The organism is Pedobacter sp. TM02 (assembly GCF_059705275.1).
Map to the genome: position 1 here is coordinate 1,390,840 of NZ_AP046530.1, position 20,830 is coordinate 1,411,669.

Below are 20,830 nucleotides of genomic sequence, written 5' to 3' on the forward strand. Positions count from 1 at the left end.
CAAATTCCAATTACTTTCGTTTACTTTGTATGCAAATGAGCTGGCATGAAACATAAGCCTTATTCAATAGCAGAAGAAGATATTATTAAGGTCCCTAAGTTTGAAGAAAGCGCAGGGTTTTACACCACTAAGCAACGGAGTAAAACGATGTCTAAAATTAGGGGGAAGCATAGCGTGCCCGAATTGTTGCTCAGAAAGGCATTATGGGCCGCCAACATCCGTTTTCGTCTGCACAGAAACGACCTGCCCGGCAAGCCAGATATTGTGATCGACAAATACCGCTTGGCCATTTTTGTAGATGGCGATTTCTGGCACGGCTACGAATGGACCAAACGCAAACCCAAAAGCAATCTGGGTTTCTGGATACCCAAAATAGAACGGAACATGCAACGCGATAAATTTGCCAACGAAAGCTTGGGCTTAATGGGCTACAATGTAATGCGCTTTTGGGAGCATGAGGTAAAACAGAACCTCAAGGCCTGCGTAAATCAAATTCAACTGTATATCGAAGCCGCGCAAACTGGTCGAGTACCCGGCAACGATCAATGAAGATTTCTTCATGACGACAAAATGTTGAAAAAGATTGGAATTAAAATTTTAATTTAGGCCTTTGCCAATCAATCTGGTTGGTTTCCCCGTACAATATGAGTAAGAAATTTAAGGTAGGTAGCCTCTATGCAGGCGTTGGTGGCATTTGTCAAGGATTTATAGCGGCAGGAATGGAATTGGCCTGGGCCAACGAATTTGATAAATATGCCTGCATTACCTATCGCGAAAATTTTAAACATACGCTTCACGAAGGCGATGTATTTGAACTCGATCCCAAAACCCTGCAGCCCATTGATGTGTTGGCCGGTGGTTTCCCCTGTCAGCCTTTTTCTATTGCAGGCTATCGCAAAGGTTTTGAAGACCAGCGTGGCAACCATTTTTTCAGGATCATCCAATATGCCGAAGAACTGCAGCCCAAGGTACTGTTGCTCGAAAACGTCAAGAATTTGACTTCGCATGATAAAGGAAACACTTTTAAGGTCATTATAGAAACTTTAAGAACTTTAAATTACACCGTTTTTACCAAAGTGCTCAACTCCAAAGAGTTTGGCAATATCCCCCAAAATAGGGAACGTATCTACATTGTGGCCTTTAAAAACAATGCGCAAGGCGAAGACATTTATGGCAAACACTTTCAATTTCCCGAGCCTCTGCCTTTAAAGGTTAAAATTAGCGACCTGATCACCCCGCACGAAGTGGCGCGCAAATATTATTATGGACCAGACAAGATGATCCATAACGAATTGGCGCAAAACGTAAGGTCGAAGGAAACGGTTTACCAATGGCGCAGGCATTACGTGCGCGAGAACAAGCAAAATGTTTGTCCAACCTTAACGGCCAACATGGGCATGGGTGGCCATAATGTGCCAATTGTTTTAACCGAAGAGGGTATCAGGAAACTCACGCCGGCAGAATGCTTCAGGTTTCAGGGCTTTCCAGAAGATTTTAAACTGCCAGCCATTTCAGAAGCCCAGCTGTACAAACAAGCGGGCAATTCGGTAACCGTACCGGTTATTGCCAGGATTGCCACCAACATTAAGTATGCTTTATTGCAGGAGCCTGCGGTTGCTCAAGGCAAGACAAAAGGCAAAAAGAAAGCTACGGCGTAGCTGGATGTAGCTTTTTGAGCAATTGTTCGAAGGTATGCATATCGCCGCTCTGTACATAATAGTTCGGGGCATCCATGCTGATCTTGCCATTCAGCCATGCATTCTGGGGCAAAATGAATCTGCAGTTGATCAGTTCTTTCAGCTCGCCCTTTCCGATGCATCCGGCAATATCAAACTCCCAGTTTTCGGCAAAAAACAGTGCTTTTAAGGCTTCGTATGCAGGTTTGTCATGAGCCAATAGGGGATGATGGGCAAACAAGGTCTTGCCATCGGGCTTGATGCGGCATAAAATGAAGAAATCGTAGCAAGAACCATCCGGAATGTAATGGGCGTCTTCATCCCAGTCTTTGGTTTCCAATAGCATCAGGTTCGAAAAATGCGCAGCCGATTTAATGCTGAGCTTATTGCCCAGACAGTCGAAATCACCATTGTCCCAAATGCCTTTGCCCATCACGTTCAAGTCGGGTGGGCACAAGGTGATGCCATGTTCGCTAAATTTTCTGTATATCCCAAATTCGGCCAGCTTTCCCTGTAACGTATTGATGAAAAGTTCGCCCGGGCTCCGATGTGTATGGCCACCCGAACGGATGTTTCGATGATGTCCTTCGGTAAAACACATGGTATAGGCAAAGTCAAAAGCCTCTGGCAAGAAATCGTTTAGGCTAAATAAAGAGTTAAACGCTCTTTTGCTATTGACGGTAAAATTTTGAAAACCGGTTCGAGAAAGTCTTTGGAACTTGGCCATTTCAAATAGGTTAGCTTCCTAAAGATAGCTAAAATTGAAAAGCCTGTTTGCTTATTAATGGAATTAAGCTACGAATAAACCTTTTTTGCTGATGTAAAGTGCGCCAAGGCCACCAACTGCTATTAAAATAACCCAAGTATAATCATCTAAAGGGAGGTTCATCGGAGCGCAGTTGTTATCGGCAGGGTTGAAATAATAAACCGTACCCCAGTTTACGCCAATTACTTGGCATTTGTCATTGCTGTCAGTACGCGGAGAAATTCTATTGTCTCTAATGCCACAGTTAGAATCTCCATCCCACCACCTGATGGTGATAGGCTCACTTGCATAATAAGTTGGGTAACCAGAAGCATTTACGCCGCCTGTGGCGTTAGGATAAATGGTGTTGCCAACGTTGCAACCGTAATTGGCCATTGCGCTGAAAGAAAGGATAAGTAGAGAAGCGGCTAGAATATATTTTAAAAATTTCATGACTTTGGATGTTACGTGTTATAACACCCATTAGGCAACTTGTAGGCCAGCTCGAAAACGCAGCAGCCTAGCTTTGTCATGGAAATTTCAGGGAGGGCCTCTATCTGTGTTTAAACATATATGTTGATGCGTAAATAGGCCTCAAATATTCTTTTTGGGCGGTTTTGGAGAAAAATCAAAAATTAACTACGATGTGGAAATATGGGGAATTATTTGCTCGGTGTGAATTCCACGATTTGGGGAAATGGGATTAGGGTTGTTAATTATTAAGCAAAATATTTAGCTTTGATTAATAAAATGAAAGCTGGACAAAAATTATGGACTTGGGATGAGTTAATCCTCGCCATGAATCTTTATTGCAATTTGCCATTTGGAAAAATGCATCGCCTCAATCCAGAGGTCATTGAATTAGCTTCAGTTATTGGGAGAACGCCTAGTGCTGTTGCCTATAAACTAGGCAATTTGGCCAGTCTTGATCCGAGTTTTAAGGCACGGGGCATAAAGGGTACTGACCATAGAGGAGGTCTTGATGACAAGATCTGGGAAAGATTTTATCAGCATTGGGATGACTTGCCATTCGAAGCCGCTGAAGCTTACTAAAGAATAAGCGGAGGTGAAATACAATACTTAGCCATGCTTTTGGGAGCTGAAATCCCTGAAGGAAAAACAAGGGCGCAATTCATAAAAGCTAGAGTGGGACAACGCTCTTTTAGGAATTGGGTGCTGTCTTCATATAGTTATACTTGTTGTATTACCGGAATTAAACAACCTGAGTTATTAATCGCAGCACACATCAAGCCTTGGAGTATCGACGAAAAAAACAGAATGAATCCGAGTAATGGATTGTCCTTAAATGCTTTGCATGATAAGGCGTTTGAGCATGGCTATTTTACCATAATCCCTGATTACCTCATTAAAGTTTCGCCGTTAATTCTAAAATAGAAAAATAAGGCAATGGATTTTATCGTAAATTTTGAAGGCAAAAAAATTACATTGCCTTCAAAATTCTTACCTGATCCTGAACTTTTAAACTATCATAACGAAAAATGCTTTAAGCATTGAGCTTATATCGCCTTCGTCATCTCCTTCAAAAATTCCCTTTCTTCTTCGTTCAATAACGGACTTAAACTGTTATAAACCTTTTCATGATAGCTGTTGAGCCAATCCACATGGCTTTGCTCCAACAGTTCTTTCTTCACAATTGTGGTATCGATAGGGGCCAAGGTTAAAGCCTCAAACGCATAGAATTCGTTAAATTCGTTGGTTTGGTCTTTCACGGTCAGTACCAAATTCTCGATGCGGATTCCGTGTTTGCCCGGGCGGTAAATGCCTGGTTCAATCGAAGTAATCATACCCAATTCTACCGGAACGGCGGTTGCGGTTGGATTAAATACCTGCGGACCTTCGTGTACGTTTAAAAAATAGCCCACGCCATGGCCGGTACCGTGGCCATAGTTCAGGGCATAATCCCACATCGGCCTGCGGGTAATGGCGTCGATCTGGTAACCACAGGTGCCTTTTGGAAAGCGGGTTTTGCAACCTTCGATCATGGCTTTCAATACCAAGGTATAATCTGTGCTTTCTTCCTCGGTGTTGTTGCCCATCGGCATCACACGGGTAATATCGGTGGTGCCATAACGGTATTGTCCACCCGAATCGACCAAGAAAAGGCCTTCGGCTTTAATGGCTACATTGCTGGCTTCGGTAGAGGCATAATGGGGCAAGGCTCCATGTGCCCGGTAGGCCGAAATGGTATTGAAGCTTTCGCCGATAAATCCCTCCTGGGCAGCCCTGAAGGCGCTGAGTTGGGCGGCAGCGGAAAGCTCCGTCATCTCAATCTTGCCTACGTTTTCTTTTACCCATTTTAAAAACTGTGTCATGGCTACGCCGTCTCTGCGCATTACTTGGCGCGTGTTTTCTATCTCTGTTTCGTTTTTAACGGCTTTGAGGTGGGTTGAAGGATTGGTCTCCAATACACGGTTAACCGAAGCGGGTATCAATTTATAGAGTGCAAAGCAATTGCGTTTCGGGTCGATCAGAATGGTGCTCTCGGCCCTCAGAAACTGCAGGTCTTTGGCAATGGTGTCGTAGCCCAATAGCTCTACGCCGTTTGCGTTTAAAGTGGCTTTGTCGGCCACGTTTAGTTTGTCGTGCTGTATGTACAACGTAGCCTGATCGGGCGTAATGAGCGCAAAACCCAGCACCACTGGGTTGTAGCTTACATCCGAACCACGCAGGTTAAACAGCCAAGCCAGATCGTCTAAAGAAGAAATCAGGTGGCTATCGGCATGGTATTGCTTCAGGTATGCCCTAACTGCGGTCAGTTTGTCGGCTGTCGATTGGCCTGTATAGGTCTCGGCTATCAAAAATGCAGGCTCTTTGGGCAAGGCTGGCCTGTTTGCCCAGATTGGAGTTAGGTAATCCTTGTTCTCAAAACGGATGTCCTTGTAGGCCAGTTGTTGCTGTAACAGCTCGCCCAGTAAAATCGAAACCAATTTTTCGTCGAAAGCAACTGTAGCATTCTGTTTTAAAGTGCTGCCCAGCCATTGGATATATTCAGGCGCATGCTGCACCTTCAGTTTTACCAATTCAAAGCCGCTGCCTTGCAGTTGTTCCTCAGCTTGTTCAAAATACCTCGAATCTGCCCATAAACCGGCAAAATCGTGTGTAATCACCACCGTACTTACCGAGCCTTTAAAACCGGTGGTAAAAGCAATGCATTTATAGTGGTCGGGCAAATATTCGCTGATGTGCGGATCTGCCGATGGAATAATATAAGCGTCAACGCCATCGGTCTTCATTTGTTCGCGGATGGCATTCAGTTTTTCAGGATACGTCATGCGCAAATCTAAACGAAAAAGAATTTAAAGTGAAAGCTAAAAAAGAGTTTATGGCATTCGAACGACGTTCGTTGTGCCTGTTCAACTTAAATATGTTGATTTATCTGCAAATTTTAACCTGTTTTTGTTTGTTTTTAAATTTTTTGGGTTAATATTGATTTTGCTTTTTCAAAAATGAAGGTTCTCCAGTTTACCATACCTGTTGCTCACGATCGTACAGTCATTGTGCAGGAAGACAATATGCCTCATTTTTATCCTTACCTGCACCGTCACCGCGAAGCACAGCTGATTTGGATTAAAGAAGGGGAGGGAACATTGATCGTGGCCAACAATATGTATGCATTTCAAAAGGGCGAAGTATACCTGTTGGGTGCTAACCAGCCCCATTTGTTGAAGAGCAATCCGGTTTACTTTGAAGAAAACAGCGGACTGAAGATCCAGTCGCTTATGATCTTTTTCGATCCGCAGGGAAAACTGGCGCCTGTTTTGGCATTACCCGAAATGCAATGGCTGGCCACTTTTATACAACAGCATCAAAATGGATTTAAGGTACCCCAAGCCTATCAAGATCACCTGGTTAGCCTGATGCAGGCCGTGCAACAAGCTGGGAGTATGGAGGTCATGACTAGTTTTTTGAGTTTGTTTCAGTCGCTGCAACAGCTGAACAGCCAATTAGAACCCTTGTCTACCTCTATTTTGCCGGGCTTTTCTGAAAGCGAGGGGCTAAGAATTGGCCATATTTTTAATTTCCTGATGCAAAACTATCACCGCAACATCAGTTTGGAAGAGGTAGCCGCCGAAGCCCACCTCACTCCGCAGGCCTTTTGCAGGTATTTTAAAAAACATACCCGGCAAACTTTCGTTGCTTTTTTGAACGAACTGCGCATTAACGAGGCCTGCAAAAAATTAACCAGCAGCCAATTCGAAAATATTGCGAGCGTGGCTTATACTTGCGGCTTTAACAACATCACCAATTTTAACCGTGTTTTCCGCTCGGTAAAAGGCCAGGCGCCCAAGGCCTATTTTAAGCGTTTATTGCAGATTTGAAATAAAATTACCCATGTTTTCAGTTTTAATTTATTTGTTGGGTTAAAATCCGTTAATTCTTCATCAAAACAAGTCAAAATTTATGGTCTTGTCTTTCTACTTTTGGTTCAGGTGATTGTTGGTAACGGCAATGCCTTTCAACCCAAACTTAAACCGATTGAAAGCATGGGGCTATCCTGATTAGTCGACCACCAGTAAGAATGGTCAACTAATGGGAAGGCTTCATGAGCATTAAAAAATTGAACAGATGAAAAACGTAGCATGGCAAGGTGTTTATCCTGCACTTTTAACTCCATTTAAAGAGAACGACGAAATAGATTATCCTTTGTTCCAAAAAAACCTCGATGCCCAGCTGGCCGCCGGGGTCGACGGTATCATTATTTGTGGCTCCTTGGGCGAAGCCAGTACCCTAAACAGTGCCGAAAAGCTGGAATTATTGACTTATTGCGTAAAAACCATCAACGGCAGGGTGCCGGTTATCCTGAATATTGCAGAGCAGGTAACCAAGGATGCGATCGCCATGGCCCAACAGGCAGAACAAATCGGCGCCGATGGTCTGATGCTGTTGCCACCACTGCGCTACAAAGCCGATGATGAAGAAACGCTTGCCTATTTTAAAAGTGTGGCTAGTGCTACTTCGCTGTCTATCATGATTTACAACAATCCGGTTGACTACGGCATTAAGGTTTCTGTCGAGATGTTCGAAGAGTTGGAGCCTTTTGCTAATATACAGGCCGTGAAAGAAAGCACGAGGGATGTTTCGAACGTAACGCGAATGATCAACCGTTTTGGCGATCGTTTTAAGATTTTATGCGGCGTAGATCCATTGGCCTTCGAATGCCTGGCTTTGGGTGCCCATGGTTGGGTAGCTGGCTTGGTTGATGCCTTTCCGGCCGAAACCGTGGCTATTTATCGCCTGGTTAAAAATAACCGCCATGCCGAAGCGTTAGAAATCTATCGCTGGTTTTTGCCTTTGTTGGAGTTGGATATCCATGCCAAATTGGTTCAATACATCAAGTTGGCTGCAGAGGCTACTGGCATTGGCTCGGAATATGTTAGAGCGCCTCGCCTGGTTTTAAAAGGCCAGGAACGTGCCTATGTGCAACAGGTTATTAACGAAGGCCTTGTTGCCCGTCCAAAATTACCGGCATATTTGGATTTGGCAGTCGCAGTTCTTTAACTTCGTTTAAGTAAAACAAGAAAATCATGTATCAAGATACCAGTATAGCCATGCTTGATGAGCTGTTGGCCAGTTCGGTAAAAGCTTATCACCAGTACAAAACCTATTCGCTAAAGCAACGTGCCGATTTTATGCGTGCCATTGCCAAAGAAATCGAATTGTTAGGCGATGGGCTCATTGAAACTGCCCATGCAGAAACCAATTTGCCAGCTGCCCGTTTAATGAACGAAAGAACTCGCACTATTTTTCAGCTCAACAGCTATGCCGATGCTGCCGAACAAGGCAATTGGCTGGAAGCGAGTATCGATACGGCTTTGCCTGAACGAACGCCGCCCAAACCCGACTTGAGAAAAATGCTCGTGCCTTTGGGTACGGTTGTGGTTTTTGGGGCCAGTAATTTTCCTTTTGCCTATTCTACCGCTGGCGGAGATACGGCTTGTGCTTTTGCAGCCGGTTGCCCGGTGGTGGTAAAGGCCCATCCGGCGCATGCCAAAACCTCTACTTTGGTAGCCGACGCCATTTATAAAGCTGCTCGGCAATGCCAAATGCCTGATGGAATTTTTCACCACGTCTATGGAGCTGGTTTCGAAACCGGCGAATACCTGGCCAAACATCCTGCCGTAAAGGCCATCGGTTTTACGGGTTCTTTTAGCGGGGGCAAAGCCCTGTTCGATTGGGCCAACCAACGTAAAAACCCCATTCCGGTTTTTGCCGAAATGGGCAGTGTGAATCCTGTTTTTTTGTTGCCCGAAAAACTGCAGACAGAAGCTGAGGCGCTGGCCAAGCAATGTGCGGGTTCAGTTACCCTGGGCATGGGCCAGTTCTGCACCAATCCGGGTTTGCTTATTGCCATCGATAGCGAGGGATTAGACCGTTTTGTACAGCACCTGCGCAAAGAAATTAAAAGCATTATGCCCAGCAAGATGTTGCATACTGGCATTGCCAAAAATTTCGGCGAAAAACTAGAAAAGGCCTTGGCCCAAAAAGGAGTGCAGCTGCTCACCCAAACCGAACAAAACATTGGCGAAGGTGAAGGCCTCATCAGTATTGCCACCACCACCGCGCGTACTTTTTTAAATAATCCGGTATTGCACGAAGAGGTATTTGGGCCTTATTCGCTCATTATCCAATGCCAAAACGAAGCAGAAATGCTGGAGATTGCCCAAAAACTGGAAGGCCAGCTAACGGCAACCTTAATGGCCACCCCAAAAGACATGAGGCAGCACCGCGAGTTGCTAACCTACGTACAGGAGATCTGTGGGCGTTTTATCCTGAACAATGTGCCAACGGGCGTAGAAGTAAGCTTGCCTATGCAGCATGGCGGGCCATTTCCAGCCAGTACCGATAGCAGGTTCACTTCGGTAGGAGCCGATGGGATTAAGCGCTTTGCCCGTCCGGTTTGCTTTCAGAACTGGGGCGATGAATTTTTGCAAGACGAGCTTAAAAACTGCAATCCTTTGCAAATATGGAGAACCGTAAACAATGAGCTTACCCGCGATGCCATTTCCTAAAAATATCAGCCAATGAAAAAAACATTCAGTTGCATAGATGCACATACCTGCGGCAATCCGGTAAGGGTAGTGGCTGGCGGAGGTCCGATCTTGGTGGGCAACAGCATGATGGAGCGTCGCCTGCATTTTTTAAGGGAATACGATTGGATCAGAAAAGGATTGATGTTCGAACCTCGCGGACACGACATGATGAGCGGCAGCATTTTATATCCGCCAATCGACCCTGCAAATGATATTGGTGTACTTTACATCGAAACCAGTGGCTGCTTGCCTATGTGTGGCCACGGTACCATTGGCACGGTAACCATTGCCATTGAAGAAGGCTTGGTCATGCCTAAAGTGCCTGGCAAATTAAGACTAGAAACTCCTGCTGGCCTGGTGCTGGTCCAATACGTGCAAGAAGGGGGCAAGGTTAAATCGGTGAAGCTGATTAACATCAAGTCGTACCTAGCTGCCGAATCGCTGGAAATTGATTGCCCGGATTTGGGGAAACTAACCGTTGATGTGGCCTATGGAGGAAATTTCTATGCCATTGTTGATCCGCAGGAAAATTTTAAAGGCATTGAAAACCACACGGCCGATCAGTTGGTAGGCTGGAGCAGGGCCTGTCGAAAGCAGATGAACGAACGCTACAGTTTTGTCCATCCAGAAGATGCCAATATCAATGGCCTAAGCCATTTTTTATGGACTGGTGCAACCATTTCGCCTGAAGCTACGGCCAGAAACGCGGTTTTTTATGGCGATAAAGCCATAGACCGCTCGCCTTGCGGTACAGGCACATCGGCGCGTATGGCACAATGGTTTGCCAAGGGAAAGCTGAGAAAGGGAGATCGCTTTGTTCACGAAAGCATCATCGGTTCGCAGTTTGTGGGCACCATCGAAGAAGAAACCACCATTGCCGGTAAACCCGCCATCGTACCCGGTATACAGGGCTGGGCCAAGGTAACGGGCTACAATACCATTTTTATTGACGACGACGATCCTTATGCACATGGATTTCAGGTCATTTAATTTTTCAGTTGGCAGTTTTCAATTACCAGTCAATAGTAGCAATTTAACAATAACAACAATAGCAGTTCCCCCTTTACATCAATCATGAATCCTTATCCGGCTAAACCCTCAGTAATTATTATCGGCGGTGGCATTATTGGTCTTTGCTCGGCCTATTACTTGTTAAAGCAAGGCTATCAGCCTACGGTCATTGATCAGGGAAACCTGTTGGATAACTGTTCTTCGGGCAATGCAGGCATGATTGTGCCCAGCCATTTTGTGCCTTTGGCAGCACCTGGGATGATCAGTCAGGGAATTAAATGGATGTTCGACAGCAAAAGTCCATTCTATGTCAAGCCTTCCCTTAATCTGGCATTGCTTTCGTGGGGTGTAAAATTTTGGAAACATGCCAACGCCCAGCATGTGGCTAACTCGGCCGTACCACTTCGCGATCTGCATTTGCTGAGCAAGCAATTGTATGACGAGCTGGAAAAAGAACCTGAATTGGATTTCGGGCTCGAGAAAAAAGGCATACTCATGCTCTACAAAACACAGGCAACGGGCCATGAAGAAATCCACTTGGCCAGCCAGGCGCAGCAATTGGGGCTAGATGTGGCCGTACTCAATGCCCAACAAGTACAGGATTTAGAGCCAGATACCGAGTTAAACGTATTGGGAGCGGTACATTACCGTTGCGACGGCCATTTATATCCCAATGCTTTGGTACAGCAACTTATTGCCTATTTGCAACGCAACGATGTGCAACTAATCACCCATTGCAAAGTGACCGGCTTTGAAATAGACCATGGAGAAATCAAGGCCATAAAAACAGAAAAGGGAAATTTTGTGGCCGACTTAACGGTCATGACTGGCGGAGCCTGGCTCCCAGAGCTCGCTAAAATGGCCAAACTCAATATCCCGGTCATGCCAGGCAAAGGTTACTCCTTCATGGTCGACCCTCAACAAAAGAAAATTCATCATCCGGCCTTGTTGCTGGAAGCCAGAGTGGCGGTTACCCCCATGAATGGCCAGGTACGTTTTGGCGGAACGATGGAAATTGCACCAATCAATAAACAGATCAACCAAAAAAGAGTACAGGGTATCGTTGATGCTATTCCGCAGTACTATAAAGACCATCAGGTAGCCATGCCCCAGTTGGATCAAATATGGTATGGCTTTAGGCCCTGCTCGCCCGATGGCTTGCCTTATATCGGCTATAGCCAGCATCTCAACAACCTGATTATTGCCGGCGGACACGGCATGATGGGATTGAGCTTAGGGCCTGCTACAGGTAAACTAGTTGCTGAGCTTGCCTTAAAGCAGCATGGGCTATCGGTTCCGATAACGGCCTTCGGGCCCGAACGCTTCAAATAGAGAGGCGTTTATAGCGCAACAGGTAAAAGGCAAAGCCTGCAGCAATGAGCACCAACACAGTTGACAGCTTATCTAGGGGCAAGCTGCAACTATTGGTATAAGTTGCTCTAAGGCCGCAAAGACCACTAGCCACAGAGCATGGTGTAGTACTGGTTGTCGCTACCCAAGAACATCCGGGAGGTACATCTACATAGGTAGAAAATGAATAATTAGATCCTCCACACAAACTCGTTCCGCTTGCTGGAGAGTAGAACAGCCTACTTGTTGGAATGGATGAGCCTTGTAAAATACAGCCTGTATAGGTTTGGGCTTTGGAGGCAAAAGCAATAAGAAGGATGATGAAAAAAACAATTGATTTTCTTTTCATAGTAGCTCAGAAAATCCAAAGCAAGTGCCAAGGACTTTTTGGGGAGCCATCATGCATCGTTAGGGTTGCGTTAAAATTGGCTTAGGGTCTCAAAAAGAACCATTTTTTGAGGTTTGATGACATTTGTTTGGGTTGGTTTTTATGTTTGCCAACGCCGATGGAGCCGGAAAATTAATCTACGAATCGAGGAGCTTTTACGCGAGCAGCGGCCTGCTGCGCCTCCTCAACAACGAAAAGACCGCGCCGCCTACAAGCAGCAAAGCTGCCCAGGCATAACCATCCAGTGGACAATTGTCTATCACGTAATTTCCCTTTACGCCGCAACCGCCGCCTACAATACAGTTTCGATAATTGGGACTGGTGATAAGACTTAATGGATTTGGAGAAACCGTACACTGCGGACTAAAAGTAGTATATACGTTAGGATCGAAACGTTCAACATTGTTAAAGCCATTGCAACTGGTAAAGGTGCCCAACGATTTGGTGTACACTTTGTAATCGGCAATGTAGGTGTCGTAGGTTACAATGCAACCACTTTGGGCTTTGGCATTTAAACTTAAAAGAAAAAACAGGCTAAAGAATAGGTTAATGATTTTCATAATAGGATGTTAAGATTAATCTATGGTTTTCAAACGGAGTGCCATTGATGACCTTAACGCCTATAATTAATCAAAGGTTTAATATGTTAATTTTTGGTTATTTTATTTAATTTTGAGTGTATCTATGATTGTTTAATTGTCTATAATTAAGTACCTTATCTCGTTAATATGTATTAAATATATTTAATCTATAGATTTAGTAGTATTTATTTAAAATATTGCTATTTTTGAGAAGTTTTGATTCAAAGAACTTTTCCATGCAATTATCATTCACTTCGACAATAAGCGTTCAACAAGATTTGACAAAGGACCGGCCTATTGTCCTGCTTCACGGCCTATTGGGGCAGTTGAGCAATTGGAAACACGTTAAGGAACGCTTTGAGTATAAACATCAGGTTTTTGCACCCGAATTGCCTTTGTTTAATGGATTGCGGGGCAACAACCTCGAACGTTTGGTGCAGTTTCTGGAAAACTACATTGTCCAGAACCAAATTGACCAGCCGGTACTGGTCGGCAATTCGCTAGGTGGGCACATTGCCTTGCTCTACACGCTAAAACATCCCAAAAAAGTAGCTAAACTGGTACTTACGGGCAGTTCTGGTTTGTACGAGAATACATTTGGAGGCACTTTTCCAAGAGTGAAGGATTATAGCTACATCAAAGGGAAGGTAGAAGATGTTTTTGACCGGAAAGAAGTGGTAGACGAAGCCCTGGTTAACCACATTTTCGAAATCGTGCAGCAAAAATCAAAAGCTTTAGCCATTATCGGTTTGGCCAGAGATACACAAAAACAAAACCTTAAAAACCAGTTGCCCCACATTAAAGTACCTACTTTGCTGCTTTGGGGTTTACAGGATGTGGTTACGCCTCCGGCGGTTGCCGAACAGTTTAAGGAACTATTGCCACAAGCTAAGTTGCATTACCTCAACAATTGTGGCCATGCGCCCATGATGGAACAACCCGAACTTTTTAACCTGCACCTGAGTAATTTTTTAGCCAGTAACTATGCCTGTTAACTACTTGGCTTTTGCCATTCCAGCCTTTTTCCTTTTTCTGTATCTCGAATATCAGCTGGCCGTTAGGCTAAAGAAAAAGCACCTGTTCAGGTACGAGAGTTCGGTAGCCAACGTAAGCATTGGCATAGCAGAGCGTTTGCTCAATTTGTTTGTTGCCGGTAGTTTCTACGACCTTTTTCAGTATATCTATAAAAATTATGCTTTATTCCACATCCCCAATACCTGGTGGGTGTGGGTATTACTCATTTTGATTACCGATTTGATTTGGTACTGGTATCATCGGTTGGGGCATGAGGTTAATTTTTTATGGGCGGCCCACATCGTACACCACCAAAGCGAGGAGTTTAACCTCAGCGTATCGGCCAGGATTACGACCTTGCAGGCCTTGATCAGGAATGTATTTTGGTGTGCTTTGCCCTTTTTGGGCTTCCATCCGGCATTGGTGATGGTTATTTTGACCGTTCACGGTACTTATTCGTTCTTTACCCATACCCAGCTGATCGGTAAGCTGCCCTGGCTCGAATATGTTTTCATTACGCCCTCCCTGCACGGTGTACACCATGCCAGCGATGAGAAATACCTCGATAAAAATTACGGCGATGTATTTGTGTTTTGGGACAAGTTGTTCGGCACTTTTCAGCAAGAAGAAGAAGCGCCCCAATATGGTTTAACGCACCCCATTAAAAGCCATAGCTTTCTGTGGCAGCATTTTCACTACTATTTGGAACTGGATGAGGCCGCCAGGAGGGTAGGAGGCTTGGGCAACAAGCTCAAAGTTTGGTTCAGCCATCCGGCTACCCTCGATCAAGCCATCAGGCCGGTCTTGGAAAGACGTTTTCTACAGCATCAAGTCAGCGGGCCATACCGCTTTAAATTTAAGCAATACCTTAATTTTCAACTCGCGCTTTCGGTCTTGCTGCTTACTTTCGTCACGGCCTGTTTTGCTTTTTTGGGGCTCGACGATAAGCTGTTTGTTTTGGGCTTTGTATTGATTACGCTAGTCAACTGTGGCGCCCTGCTCGAACAGCGCAAGTGGATTTACTACCTCGAATGTATCAGGCTGATGATGCTGGTGGCCTATGTTTTCTGGAAGTTCAATCTCTTTGCATGGATTTTTATCCCGGCGCTGATCCTTATTTTGCTCGAAAGGACCTTTTACCTCAGCCAACTGTACCGCAATTATGTGCTGCGATACGAAAAGGTAGAAAAAGTATAGTCGAGAAGCTGCAATAGCCTTTGCATTTCTAAATTTTTATTAGCTTTGTTCATATGCTGTCTAAAAAAACAAAGTATGCCATAAAAGCATTGGTGGTTTTAGGAAAAAACATCAATGAACCGCCAATGCAGATTGCCCGTATTGCGGAAGAGGAGCATATTCCGAAAAAATTTTTAGAGCAGATCTTGCTAGACCTGCGTAATGCAGGCTACCTGTACAGCAAAAAAGGTGCTGGCGGTGGCTATAGCCTCAATAAAAACCCGGCTGATATTTACTTGGTCGATATTTTGCGCATTACCGATGGCCCTATTGCCATGGTACCCTGTGCCAGCCTTAAGTTTTACCACAAGTGCGACGAGTGCCATGATGAGGTAACCTGTGGCATCCGTAAGGTCTTTATCGATGTGCGCGATGCGACCCTGAAAGTATTGAGCGAAACCAGTATTGCCCAGATCATCGAAAAGGAAAAAGCACCTTTGCTCGATCTTTAACCATTCTTTTACGGTATTGCCAACGGTTTCCGATTTGACTGTCGAAGCCGTGAATGGCTTGTTGCGCGATTAAATTCCCCTTGATTTTCGTGTTTGTCCTAACTTCAATAAGAAATAAAATAAAAATAAATTACTACTAAATCTATATACTTTATATATTTGCTAGAATTAAGCTGATTGTTCAGACTGTTTTTAGCCTGAAAAAAGCTGATAGCGAATAAAAAACTACCTATAAAAACACCGAATGCAGAGTTTCAGAACAGAATTAGAAAATCCTATAGTAGAGCAGGATATCATCGATTTAGAAAAAAAGATCTATGATTTTAGGGCGGGTAAGATACACGAAGAGCGTTTCAGGAGTCTGCGTTTGGCGCGTGGCATTTACGGGCAGCGTCAGCCTGGCGTACAGATGATCCGCATCAAGCTGCCTTTCGGAAAATTGAGCTTCAAACAATTGTTGCGTATTGCGGCTATCGCCGATGAATATGCCAGTGGCAACCTGCATTTAACCACCCGTCAGGATATACAGATCCACTATGTGAGCCTAGACCGAACCCCCGAGCTGTGGGCCAAGCTAGAGCAGGATGATATTACCTTGCGCGAGGCTTGTGGCAATACGGTAAGAAACGTAACCTCATCGCCCAATGCGGGCATCGATCCCGACGAGCCTTTTGATGTTTCGCCTTATGCCCATGCCGTGTTCAGCTATTTCTTGCGCAATCCCATTTGCCAGGAGATGGGGCGCAAAATCAAGATTTCGTTTTCATCAAGCGATAAAGATACAGCCTACAGCTACATCCACGATTTGGGCTTCATTCCCAAACTCAACGAAGCCGGAGAAAGGGGCTTTAAAGTAATGTTTGCCGGCGGCCTGGGCGCACAACCCTTTTTGGCCAGTGCCGTGCACGAATTTTTGCCCGAAGACCAGCTTATTCCTTTCAGCGAATCGGTACTGCGCGTTTTCGACCGTTATGGCGAACGCACCAACAGAAACAAAGCCCGTTTAAAATACCTGGTGCAGAAATTAGGGTTGGAAGAAGTGCTGCGTTTGGTAGAAGAGGAGCGATTGGCCAATAAAGTAAAAAGTTTTAAGGTTGACCGTAATTCGGTACAACAACCCGAAGCGCCTGTTGCCGTCGACTACCCGAAAGTTGAAATTCAGGACCAGCTGCGCTACCAGCAATGGCTAGACACCAACGTGGTTGAACAAAAACAGCAGGGTTTTTACGCCGTTTATGTAAAAGTGCAGATTGGTGATATCAAAACCGATCAGGCCAGGGCCTTTGTGGCTGCGGTAAAGCCTTATGTTGCCGACGAAATTCGCGTTACCCAAAACCAGGGATTGTTGCTCAAATTTGTACGTAAAGAAGCTTTGCCAGTGCTTTATGCCAACTTGCATGAACTTGGCTTGGCCGAATTGGGCTTTGATAGTTTGGCCGATATTACCACTTGTCCGGGAACAGATACCTGTAACCTGGGCATTTCGAACAGCATGACCTTGGCCAAGGTATTGGAACAGACCATTCAGCACGATTTCCCGGAGTTTATTTACGAAAAGAACATCAAAATCAAGATCAGCGGCTGTATGAACTCTTGTGGCCAGCATGGTTTGGCCGAAATTGGTTTCCACGGCAGTTCGCTTAAAGCAGCAGGCAAGGTAGTGCCGGCCGTACAGGTAATGCTGGGTGGCGGTACCGTAGGCAACGGCGTAGGCCGTGTAGCCGAACGTATAATCAAGGTGCCGTCAAAAAGGGCAGGCCTGGTGCTGCACGCCTTGCTAAACGATTTTAAGGCGGCGGGCACCGAAAAAACCTTCCATGCTTATTACGATAGCAAAGGCAAGGATTATTTTTATCAGCTTTTAAAGCCCCTAGCCGATTTGAATGAATTGCAGGCAACAGATTTTGTGGATTGGGGCCATGAAGAGACCTTTGAAACCGCTATTGGCGTAGGTGAATGTGCCGGAGTGGTTATCGATTTGGTGGCCACTTTGCTGCTCGAGGCCCAAGAAAAACTGGACTGGGCCACAAGAGCCCTGGCTCATGGCGCTTATGCCGATTCGATTTACCACACCTATAGCGTATTGGTTAGTGCAGCCAAGTCTTTGCTGCTCGACAAAGGCATCAACAGCAGCACGCAAATTGGGGTAATCAGGGAATTTGATGCCCAGTATGTAGCAAATGGAGAGTTTGCTTTCGAGCCCAGCTTTCAGGAAATCGCCTTGCAAATCAACAAAAATGAGCCTAGCCAGGCTTTTGCCAAAAGTTATTTGGCTGTCGCACAACAATTTTTAACACAAATCAAAGCCAAGAGGGAGGTTGCCGCATGAGCAATTTGAACGTAGATAAAGAACCCAAAATAACCCTTTTGGGCGCAGGCCCGGGCGATCCGGACTTGCTGACCCTGAAAGGCGTAAAGGCTTTGCAAACGGCCGATGTTGTACTTTACGATGCGCTCATCAACGAAGCTTTGCTGGCCTACGCACCCGAAACGGCCATCAAAGTATATGTGGGCAAACGTTCTGGTGAACATTCGTACCAGCAAGATGCCATTAATAAGCTGATGGTAGATTATGCCCTCAACTTTGGCCATGTGGTGCGCCTAAAAGGAGGCGATCCTTTTGTATTTGGCAGAGGCTACGAAGAATTAGACTTTGCCGATTCGTACCATATCCCGGTAACGGTCATTCCGGGTATTTCAAGTGCTATCGGGGTACCGGGTCTGCAGCAAATTCCGGTAACCCATCGTGGTTTAAGCGAAAGCTTTTGGGTCATTACCGGCACCACCACGTCGGGTGCTATTTCGGCCGACATCTACCAGGCAGCCCACACCAACGCCACAGTAGTGATTTTGATGGGATTGAAGAAATTGGCCCAAATCGTATCTGTTTTTGCGGTTGCAGGCAAGGCGCAGCTGCCGGTTGCCGTTATCCAAAATGGCTCGGCCGCCGACGAAAAATTTGTCGTTGGCAAAGTCAACACGATTGTGGATATCGTCAAAAAAGAGAAGATAGCGGCTCCGGCCTTATTGGTTTTTGGCGAAGTGGTTTCCCTGCATCCCGCATTTAAAACATTGATCCAGTCTTATGCAAATATTGCCTAGCCTTCAGCAAGATCCTGTTGCCCTCGAGGAAAAAGGCAACCAGCTGTTTCCGGTTTTTGTAAAACTGAACCAGTTGCGTACCTTATTGATTGGGGCTGGCCATGTGGGATTGGAAAAACTAAACGCCATTATAGGCAACAGCCATCAGGCACAGGTAACTGTGGTGGCCGAACAGGTTTTGCCAGCTGTACTGGCTTTGCAACAAAAGCATCCTTATTTAACCATCAAGCAAAAATCTTTTGAACCAGCTGATTTGGAGGACGTGGATATTGTTTTTGCGGCAACGAACAATAACGGGCTCAACCAACAGATAAGAACAGCGGCCCATCAAAAAGGGCTGCTCATCAACGTAGCCGACCAACCCGCACTGTGCGATTTTTACCTGGGCTCCATTGCCCAAAAAGGCGATTTGAAAATAGCCGTTTCTACCAATGGCAAATCGCCCACCATTGCCAAGCGCTTAAAGCAAATCCTTAACGAGAGTTTGCCTAACGAACTGGAAGAAACGCTTATCAACATGAACACCTTGCGCCAGAGCCTCAATGGCGATTTTGCCAAAAAGGTTAAAAAACTCAACAAGGTAACCGAAATTTTGGTGAAGCCCCGCAAAAGCTTTTGGGAAACCAACCTCAAATGGATGATTTGGCTGGCCAGTATTTTGCTGATCGGCACAGCCGGATTAACGCTATGGAATACCGAGCCTGCATTTCAGCATTTCCTGATCAATATCGATCCGTTATTTTACTGGTTTTTGGGAGCTGGTTTTGTGTTTGCCATGATTGATGGAGCCATTGGCATGTCGTATGGCGTAACCTCGGCTTCGTTTTCGTTAGCCATGGGCTTGCCGCCGGCATCGGCCAGTATGGCCATCCATATTTCTGAAGTGCTAAGCAACGGCATTGCGGGTTGGATGCACTACCGCATGGGCAATGTGAACTGGAAGCTGTTTAAAATATTGATTATTCCGGCCATTATCGGTGCTGTTCTGGGCGCTTACCTATTGTCGTCGCTAGAGCATTACAGCCAATATACCAAACCCATTGTAGCGGTTTATACTTTGATATTGGGAGGTATCATTTTGATGAAGGCCTTCAACATCAAAAGAAAGAAGGCTGGGCACAAAATCAAAAAAATAGGCATTCTTGGTTTTTTCGGTGGCTTTATCGATGCCGCATTTGGCGGAGGTTGGGGTTCTATCGTCCTGTCGAGCCTGATTGCCGGCGGCAGGCATCCCTTGTTCTCTCTGGGCACGGTAAAAATCAGCCGTTTTTTTATCGCCACCCTCAGCTCGCTTACTTTTTTTACCATGCTGGGAGGCAAATACTGGGAGGCCGTTGTAGGCTTGATCATCGGCAGTGCTTTGGCAGCACCGATAGCAGCCAAGGTTTCCAATCGTATTTCGGCCAAAACCATTATGGTGGCAGTAGGCATTATCGTAATGGCCGTGAGCCTGCGTAGCGTGGTATCTTTTATCTTAAAATTGATTGAGTGAAGATGGATATAGATGCAATCAAAAAACAACTCCTAGGTTTAGATCCGGTAGCACAATTGGCCTTATTGGCCGATTTATTTCCGGGTAAAATCGTGTTTTCGACCAGTTTTGGCTGGGAAGACCAGGTGGTTACCCATCTCATTTTCGAAAACAACCTCCCCATCAAGGTATTTACGCTCGAAACAGGCAGGCTGTTTCCAGAAACCTATTACGTTTGGAACCGCACCTTAGAAATCTACCAAAAGCCAATCGAGGCTTATTATCCGCAAAACGATCTGTTGCAGGAGATGGTAAACGCCAAAGGCCCCAACAGTTTCTATCAATCGGTTGAGCACAGAAAGGAATGCTGCTACATCCGCAAAATAGAACCCCTGAAAAGGGCATTGGCCGGAAACGAAATCTGGATTACCGGTATCCGTGCCGAGCAAAGCCAGAACCGTGAGCATATGGATAACCTGGAATGGGACGAAGGCAACCAACTGGTCAAATTCCATCCCATCTTCAATTGGTCGCTCGAAGAAGTGAAGGCGTACATCAAACAGCATCATATTGTGTACAACACCTTGCACGATAAGGGTTTTCCGAGCATCGGCTGTATGCCTTGTACACGAGCCGTAAGTGCGGGCGAAGATTTTAGGGCCGGTCGCTGGTGGTGGGAAGACCAATCGAAAAAGGAATGTGGCCTGCATGCCGCATCCTAAGCAATTAACATTTACAAATTGAAGAATAGA

21 protein-coding genes are annotated in these 20,830 nt (G+C 45.5%); 16 read left to right on the forward strand and 5 right to left on the reverse strand.

The window, feature by feature from the left end:
* Positions 1–45 precede the first annotated feature (45 nt).
* Positions 46–549, forward strand: a complete 504-nt coding sequence (locus AC6H1S_RS05930) for a very short patch repair endonuclease (protein ID WP_199140185.1) — start codon at positions 46–48, stop codon at positions 547–549.
* A 95-nt stretch (positions 550–644) separates the two neighbouring features.
* On the forward strand, positions 645–1,658 hold the full coding sequence (locus AC6H1S_RS05935; protein ID WP_199140187.1) for a DNA cytosine methyltransferase: 1,014 nt from the start codon (positions 645–647) through the stop codon (positions 1,656–1,658).
* Here the strand turns inward: AC6H1S_RS05935 and AC6H1S_RS05940 are convergent.
* Both AC6H1S_RS05940 and AC6H1S_RS05945 read right to left on the reverse strand, forming a co-directional pair.
* A complete protein-coding gene (locus AC6H1S_RS05940; protein ID WP_199140189.1) occupies positions 1,648–2,403 on the reverse strand; it encodes a hypothetical protein in 756 nt (251 codons plus the stop codon). The genes AC6H1S_RS05935 and AC6H1S_RS05940 overlap by 11 nt on opposite strands.
* 63 nt (positions 2,404–2,466) lie before the next feature.
* Positions 2,467–2,874 carry a DUF2790 domain-containing protein gene (locus AC6H1S_RS05945; protein WP_199140191.1) on the reverse strand — a complete coding sequence of 136 codons (408 nt, stop codon included), beginning with the start codon at positions 2,872–2,874 and terminating at the stop codon, positions 2,467–2,469.
* Positions 2,875–3,171: 297 nt separating this feature from the next.
* On the opposite strand from AC6H1S_RS05945, the gene AC6H1S_RS05950 reads away from it, so the two are divergent.
* Both AC6H1S_RS05950 and AC6H1S_RS05955 read left to right on the forward strand, forming a co-directional pair.
* Positions 3,172–3,474, forward strand: coding sequence for a hypothetical protein (locus AC6H1S_RS05950; protein WP_497565505.1), 303 nt, complete (start codon positions 3,172–3,174; stop codon positions 3,472–3,474).
* A 33-nt stretch (positions 3,475–3,507) separates the two neighbouring features.
* Positions 3,508–3,816: an HNH endonuclease gene (locus AC6H1S_RS05955; protein WP_497565506.1), complete on the forward strand. Its 309-nt coding sequence runs from the start codon at positions 3,508–3,510 to the stop codon at positions 3,814–3,816.
* A gap of 122 nt (positions 3,817–3,938) precedes the next feature.
* Here AC6H1S_RS05955 and AC6H1S_RS05960 read toward each other — a convergent pair whose 3' ends face one another.
* Complete coding sequence (locus AC6H1S_RS05960) at positions 3,939–5,714, reverse strand: aminopeptidase P family N-terminal domain-containing protein (protein ID WP_497565507.1); 1,776 nt, start codon at positions 5,712–5,714, stop codon at positions 3,939–3,941.
* A gap of 174 nt (positions 5,715–5,888) precedes the next feature.
* On the opposite strand from AC6H1S_RS05960, the gene AC6H1S_RS05965 reads away from it, so the two are divergent.
* From AC6H1S_RS05965 to AC6H1S_RS05985, 5 genes are all read left to right on the forward strand, one after another.
* Positions 5,889–6,761, forward strand: a complete 873-nt coding sequence (locus tag AC6H1S_RS05965) for an AraC family transcriptional regulator (RefSeq protein WP_199140197.1) — start codon at positions 5,889–5,891, stop codon at positions 6,759–6,761.
* A gap of 247 nt (positions 6,762–7,008) precedes the next feature.
* On the forward strand, positions 7,009–7,941 hold the full coding sequence (locus tag AC6H1S_RS05970) for a dihydrodipicolinate synthase family protein (RefSeq protein ID WP_497565508.1): 933 nt from the start codon (positions 7,009–7,011) through the stop codon (positions 7,939–7,941).
* Positions 7,942–7,967: 26 nt separating this feature from the next.
* A complete protein-coding gene (locus tag AC6H1S_RS05975; RefSeq protein ID WP_497565509.1) occupies positions 7,968–9,452 on the forward strand; it encodes an aldehyde dehydrogenase (NADP(+)) in 1,485 nt (494 codons plus the stop codon).
* Between the two features lie 12 nt (positions 9,453–9,464).
* A complete protein-coding gene (locus AC6H1S_RS05980) occupies positions 9,465–10,463 on the forward strand; it encodes a 4-hydroxyproline epimerase (protein WP_497565510.1) in 999 nt (332 codons plus the stop codon).
* 84 nt (positions 10,464–10,547) lie between these two features.
* The gene (locus AC6H1S_RS05985) at positions 10,548–11,816 is read left to right on the forward strand and encodes an NAD(P)/FAD-dependent oxidoreductase (protein ID WP_497565511.1); all 1,269 of its coding nucleotides are present in this window, start codon (positions 10,548–10,550) and stop codon (positions 11,814–11,816) included.
* On the opposite strand, the gene AC6H1S_RS05990 is transcribed toward AC6H1S_RS05985, so the two are convergent.
* Positions 11,809–12,183: a hypothetical protein gene (locus tag AC6H1S_RS05990; protein WP_497565512.1), complete on the reverse strand. Its 375-nt coding sequence runs from the start codon at positions 12,181–12,183 to the stop codon at positions 11,809–11,811. The two genes, AC6H1S_RS05985 and AC6H1S_RS05990, sit on opposite strands and share 8 nt — an antisense overlap.
* A gap of 194 nt (positions 12,184–12,377) precedes the next feature.
* Positions 12,378–12,782 carry a hypothetical protein gene (locus AC6H1S_RS05995; RefSeq protein WP_199140209.1) on the reverse strand — a complete coding sequence of 135 codons (405 nt, stop codon included), beginning with the start codon at positions 12,780–12,782 and terminating at the stop codon, positions 12,378–12,380.
* 257 nt (positions 12,783–13,039) lie between these two features.
* Between AC6H1S_RS05995 and AC6H1S_RS06000 the strand changes: the two genes are divergently transcribed.
* The 7 genes from AC6H1S_RS06000 to AC6H1S_RS06030 all read left to right on the forward strand — a co-directional run bounded on the left by AC6H1S_RS06000 (position 13,040) and on the right by AC6H1S_RS06030 (position 20,800).
* Entirely contained in the window at positions 13,040–13,798 is a 759-nt protein-coding gene (locus tag AC6H1S_RS06000; protein ID WP_497565513.1) for an alpha/beta fold hydrolase, read from the forward strand.
* A complete protein-coding gene (locus tag AC6H1S_RS06005; RefSeq protein WP_497565514.1) occupies positions 13,788–15,014 on the forward strand; it encodes a sterol desaturase family protein in 1,227 nt (408 codons plus the stop codon). The genes AC6H1S_RS06000 and AC6H1S_RS06005 overlap by 11 nt, the downstream gene beginning before the upstream one ends.
* A 53-nt stretch (positions 15,015–15,067) precedes the next feature.
* On the forward strand, positions 15,068–15,505 hold the full coding sequence (locus AC6H1S_RS06010) for an RrF2 family transcriptional regulator (RefSeq protein WP_199140215.1): 438 nt from the start codon (positions 15,068–15,070) through the stop codon (positions 15,503–15,505).
* Positions 15,506–15,749: 244 nt separating this feature from the next.
* Entirely contained in the window at positions 15,750–17,834 is a 2,085-nt protein-coding gene (locus AC6H1S_RS06015) for a ferredoxin-like domain-containing protein (protein ID WP_497565515.1), read from the forward strand.
* The gene (gene cobA, locus AC6H1S_RS06020) at positions 17,831–18,607 is read left to right on the forward strand and encodes a uroporphyrinogen-III C-methyltransferase (RefSeq protein WP_497565516.1); all 777 of its coding nucleotides are present in this window, start codon (positions 17,831–17,833) and stop codon (positions 18,605–18,607) included. The genes AC6H1S_RS06015 and cobA overlap by 4 nt, the downstream gene beginning before the upstream one ends.
* On the forward strand, positions 18,591–20,099 hold the full coding sequence (locus AC6H1S_RS06025; RefSeq protein WP_497565517.1) for a TSUP family transporter: 1,509 nt from the start codon (positions 18,591–18,593) through the stop codon (positions 20,097–20,099). Before cobA ends, AC6H1S_RS06025 begins: the two co-directional genes overlap by 17 nt.
* A gap of 2 nt (positions 20,100–20,101) precedes the next feature.
* On the forward strand, positions 20,102–20,800 hold the full coding sequence (locus AC6H1S_RS06030; protein WP_497565518.1) for a phosphoadenylyl-sulfate reductase: 699 nt from the start codon (positions 20,102–20,104) through the stop codon (positions 20,798–20,800).
* Positions 20,801–20,830 lie beyond the last annotated feature (30 nt).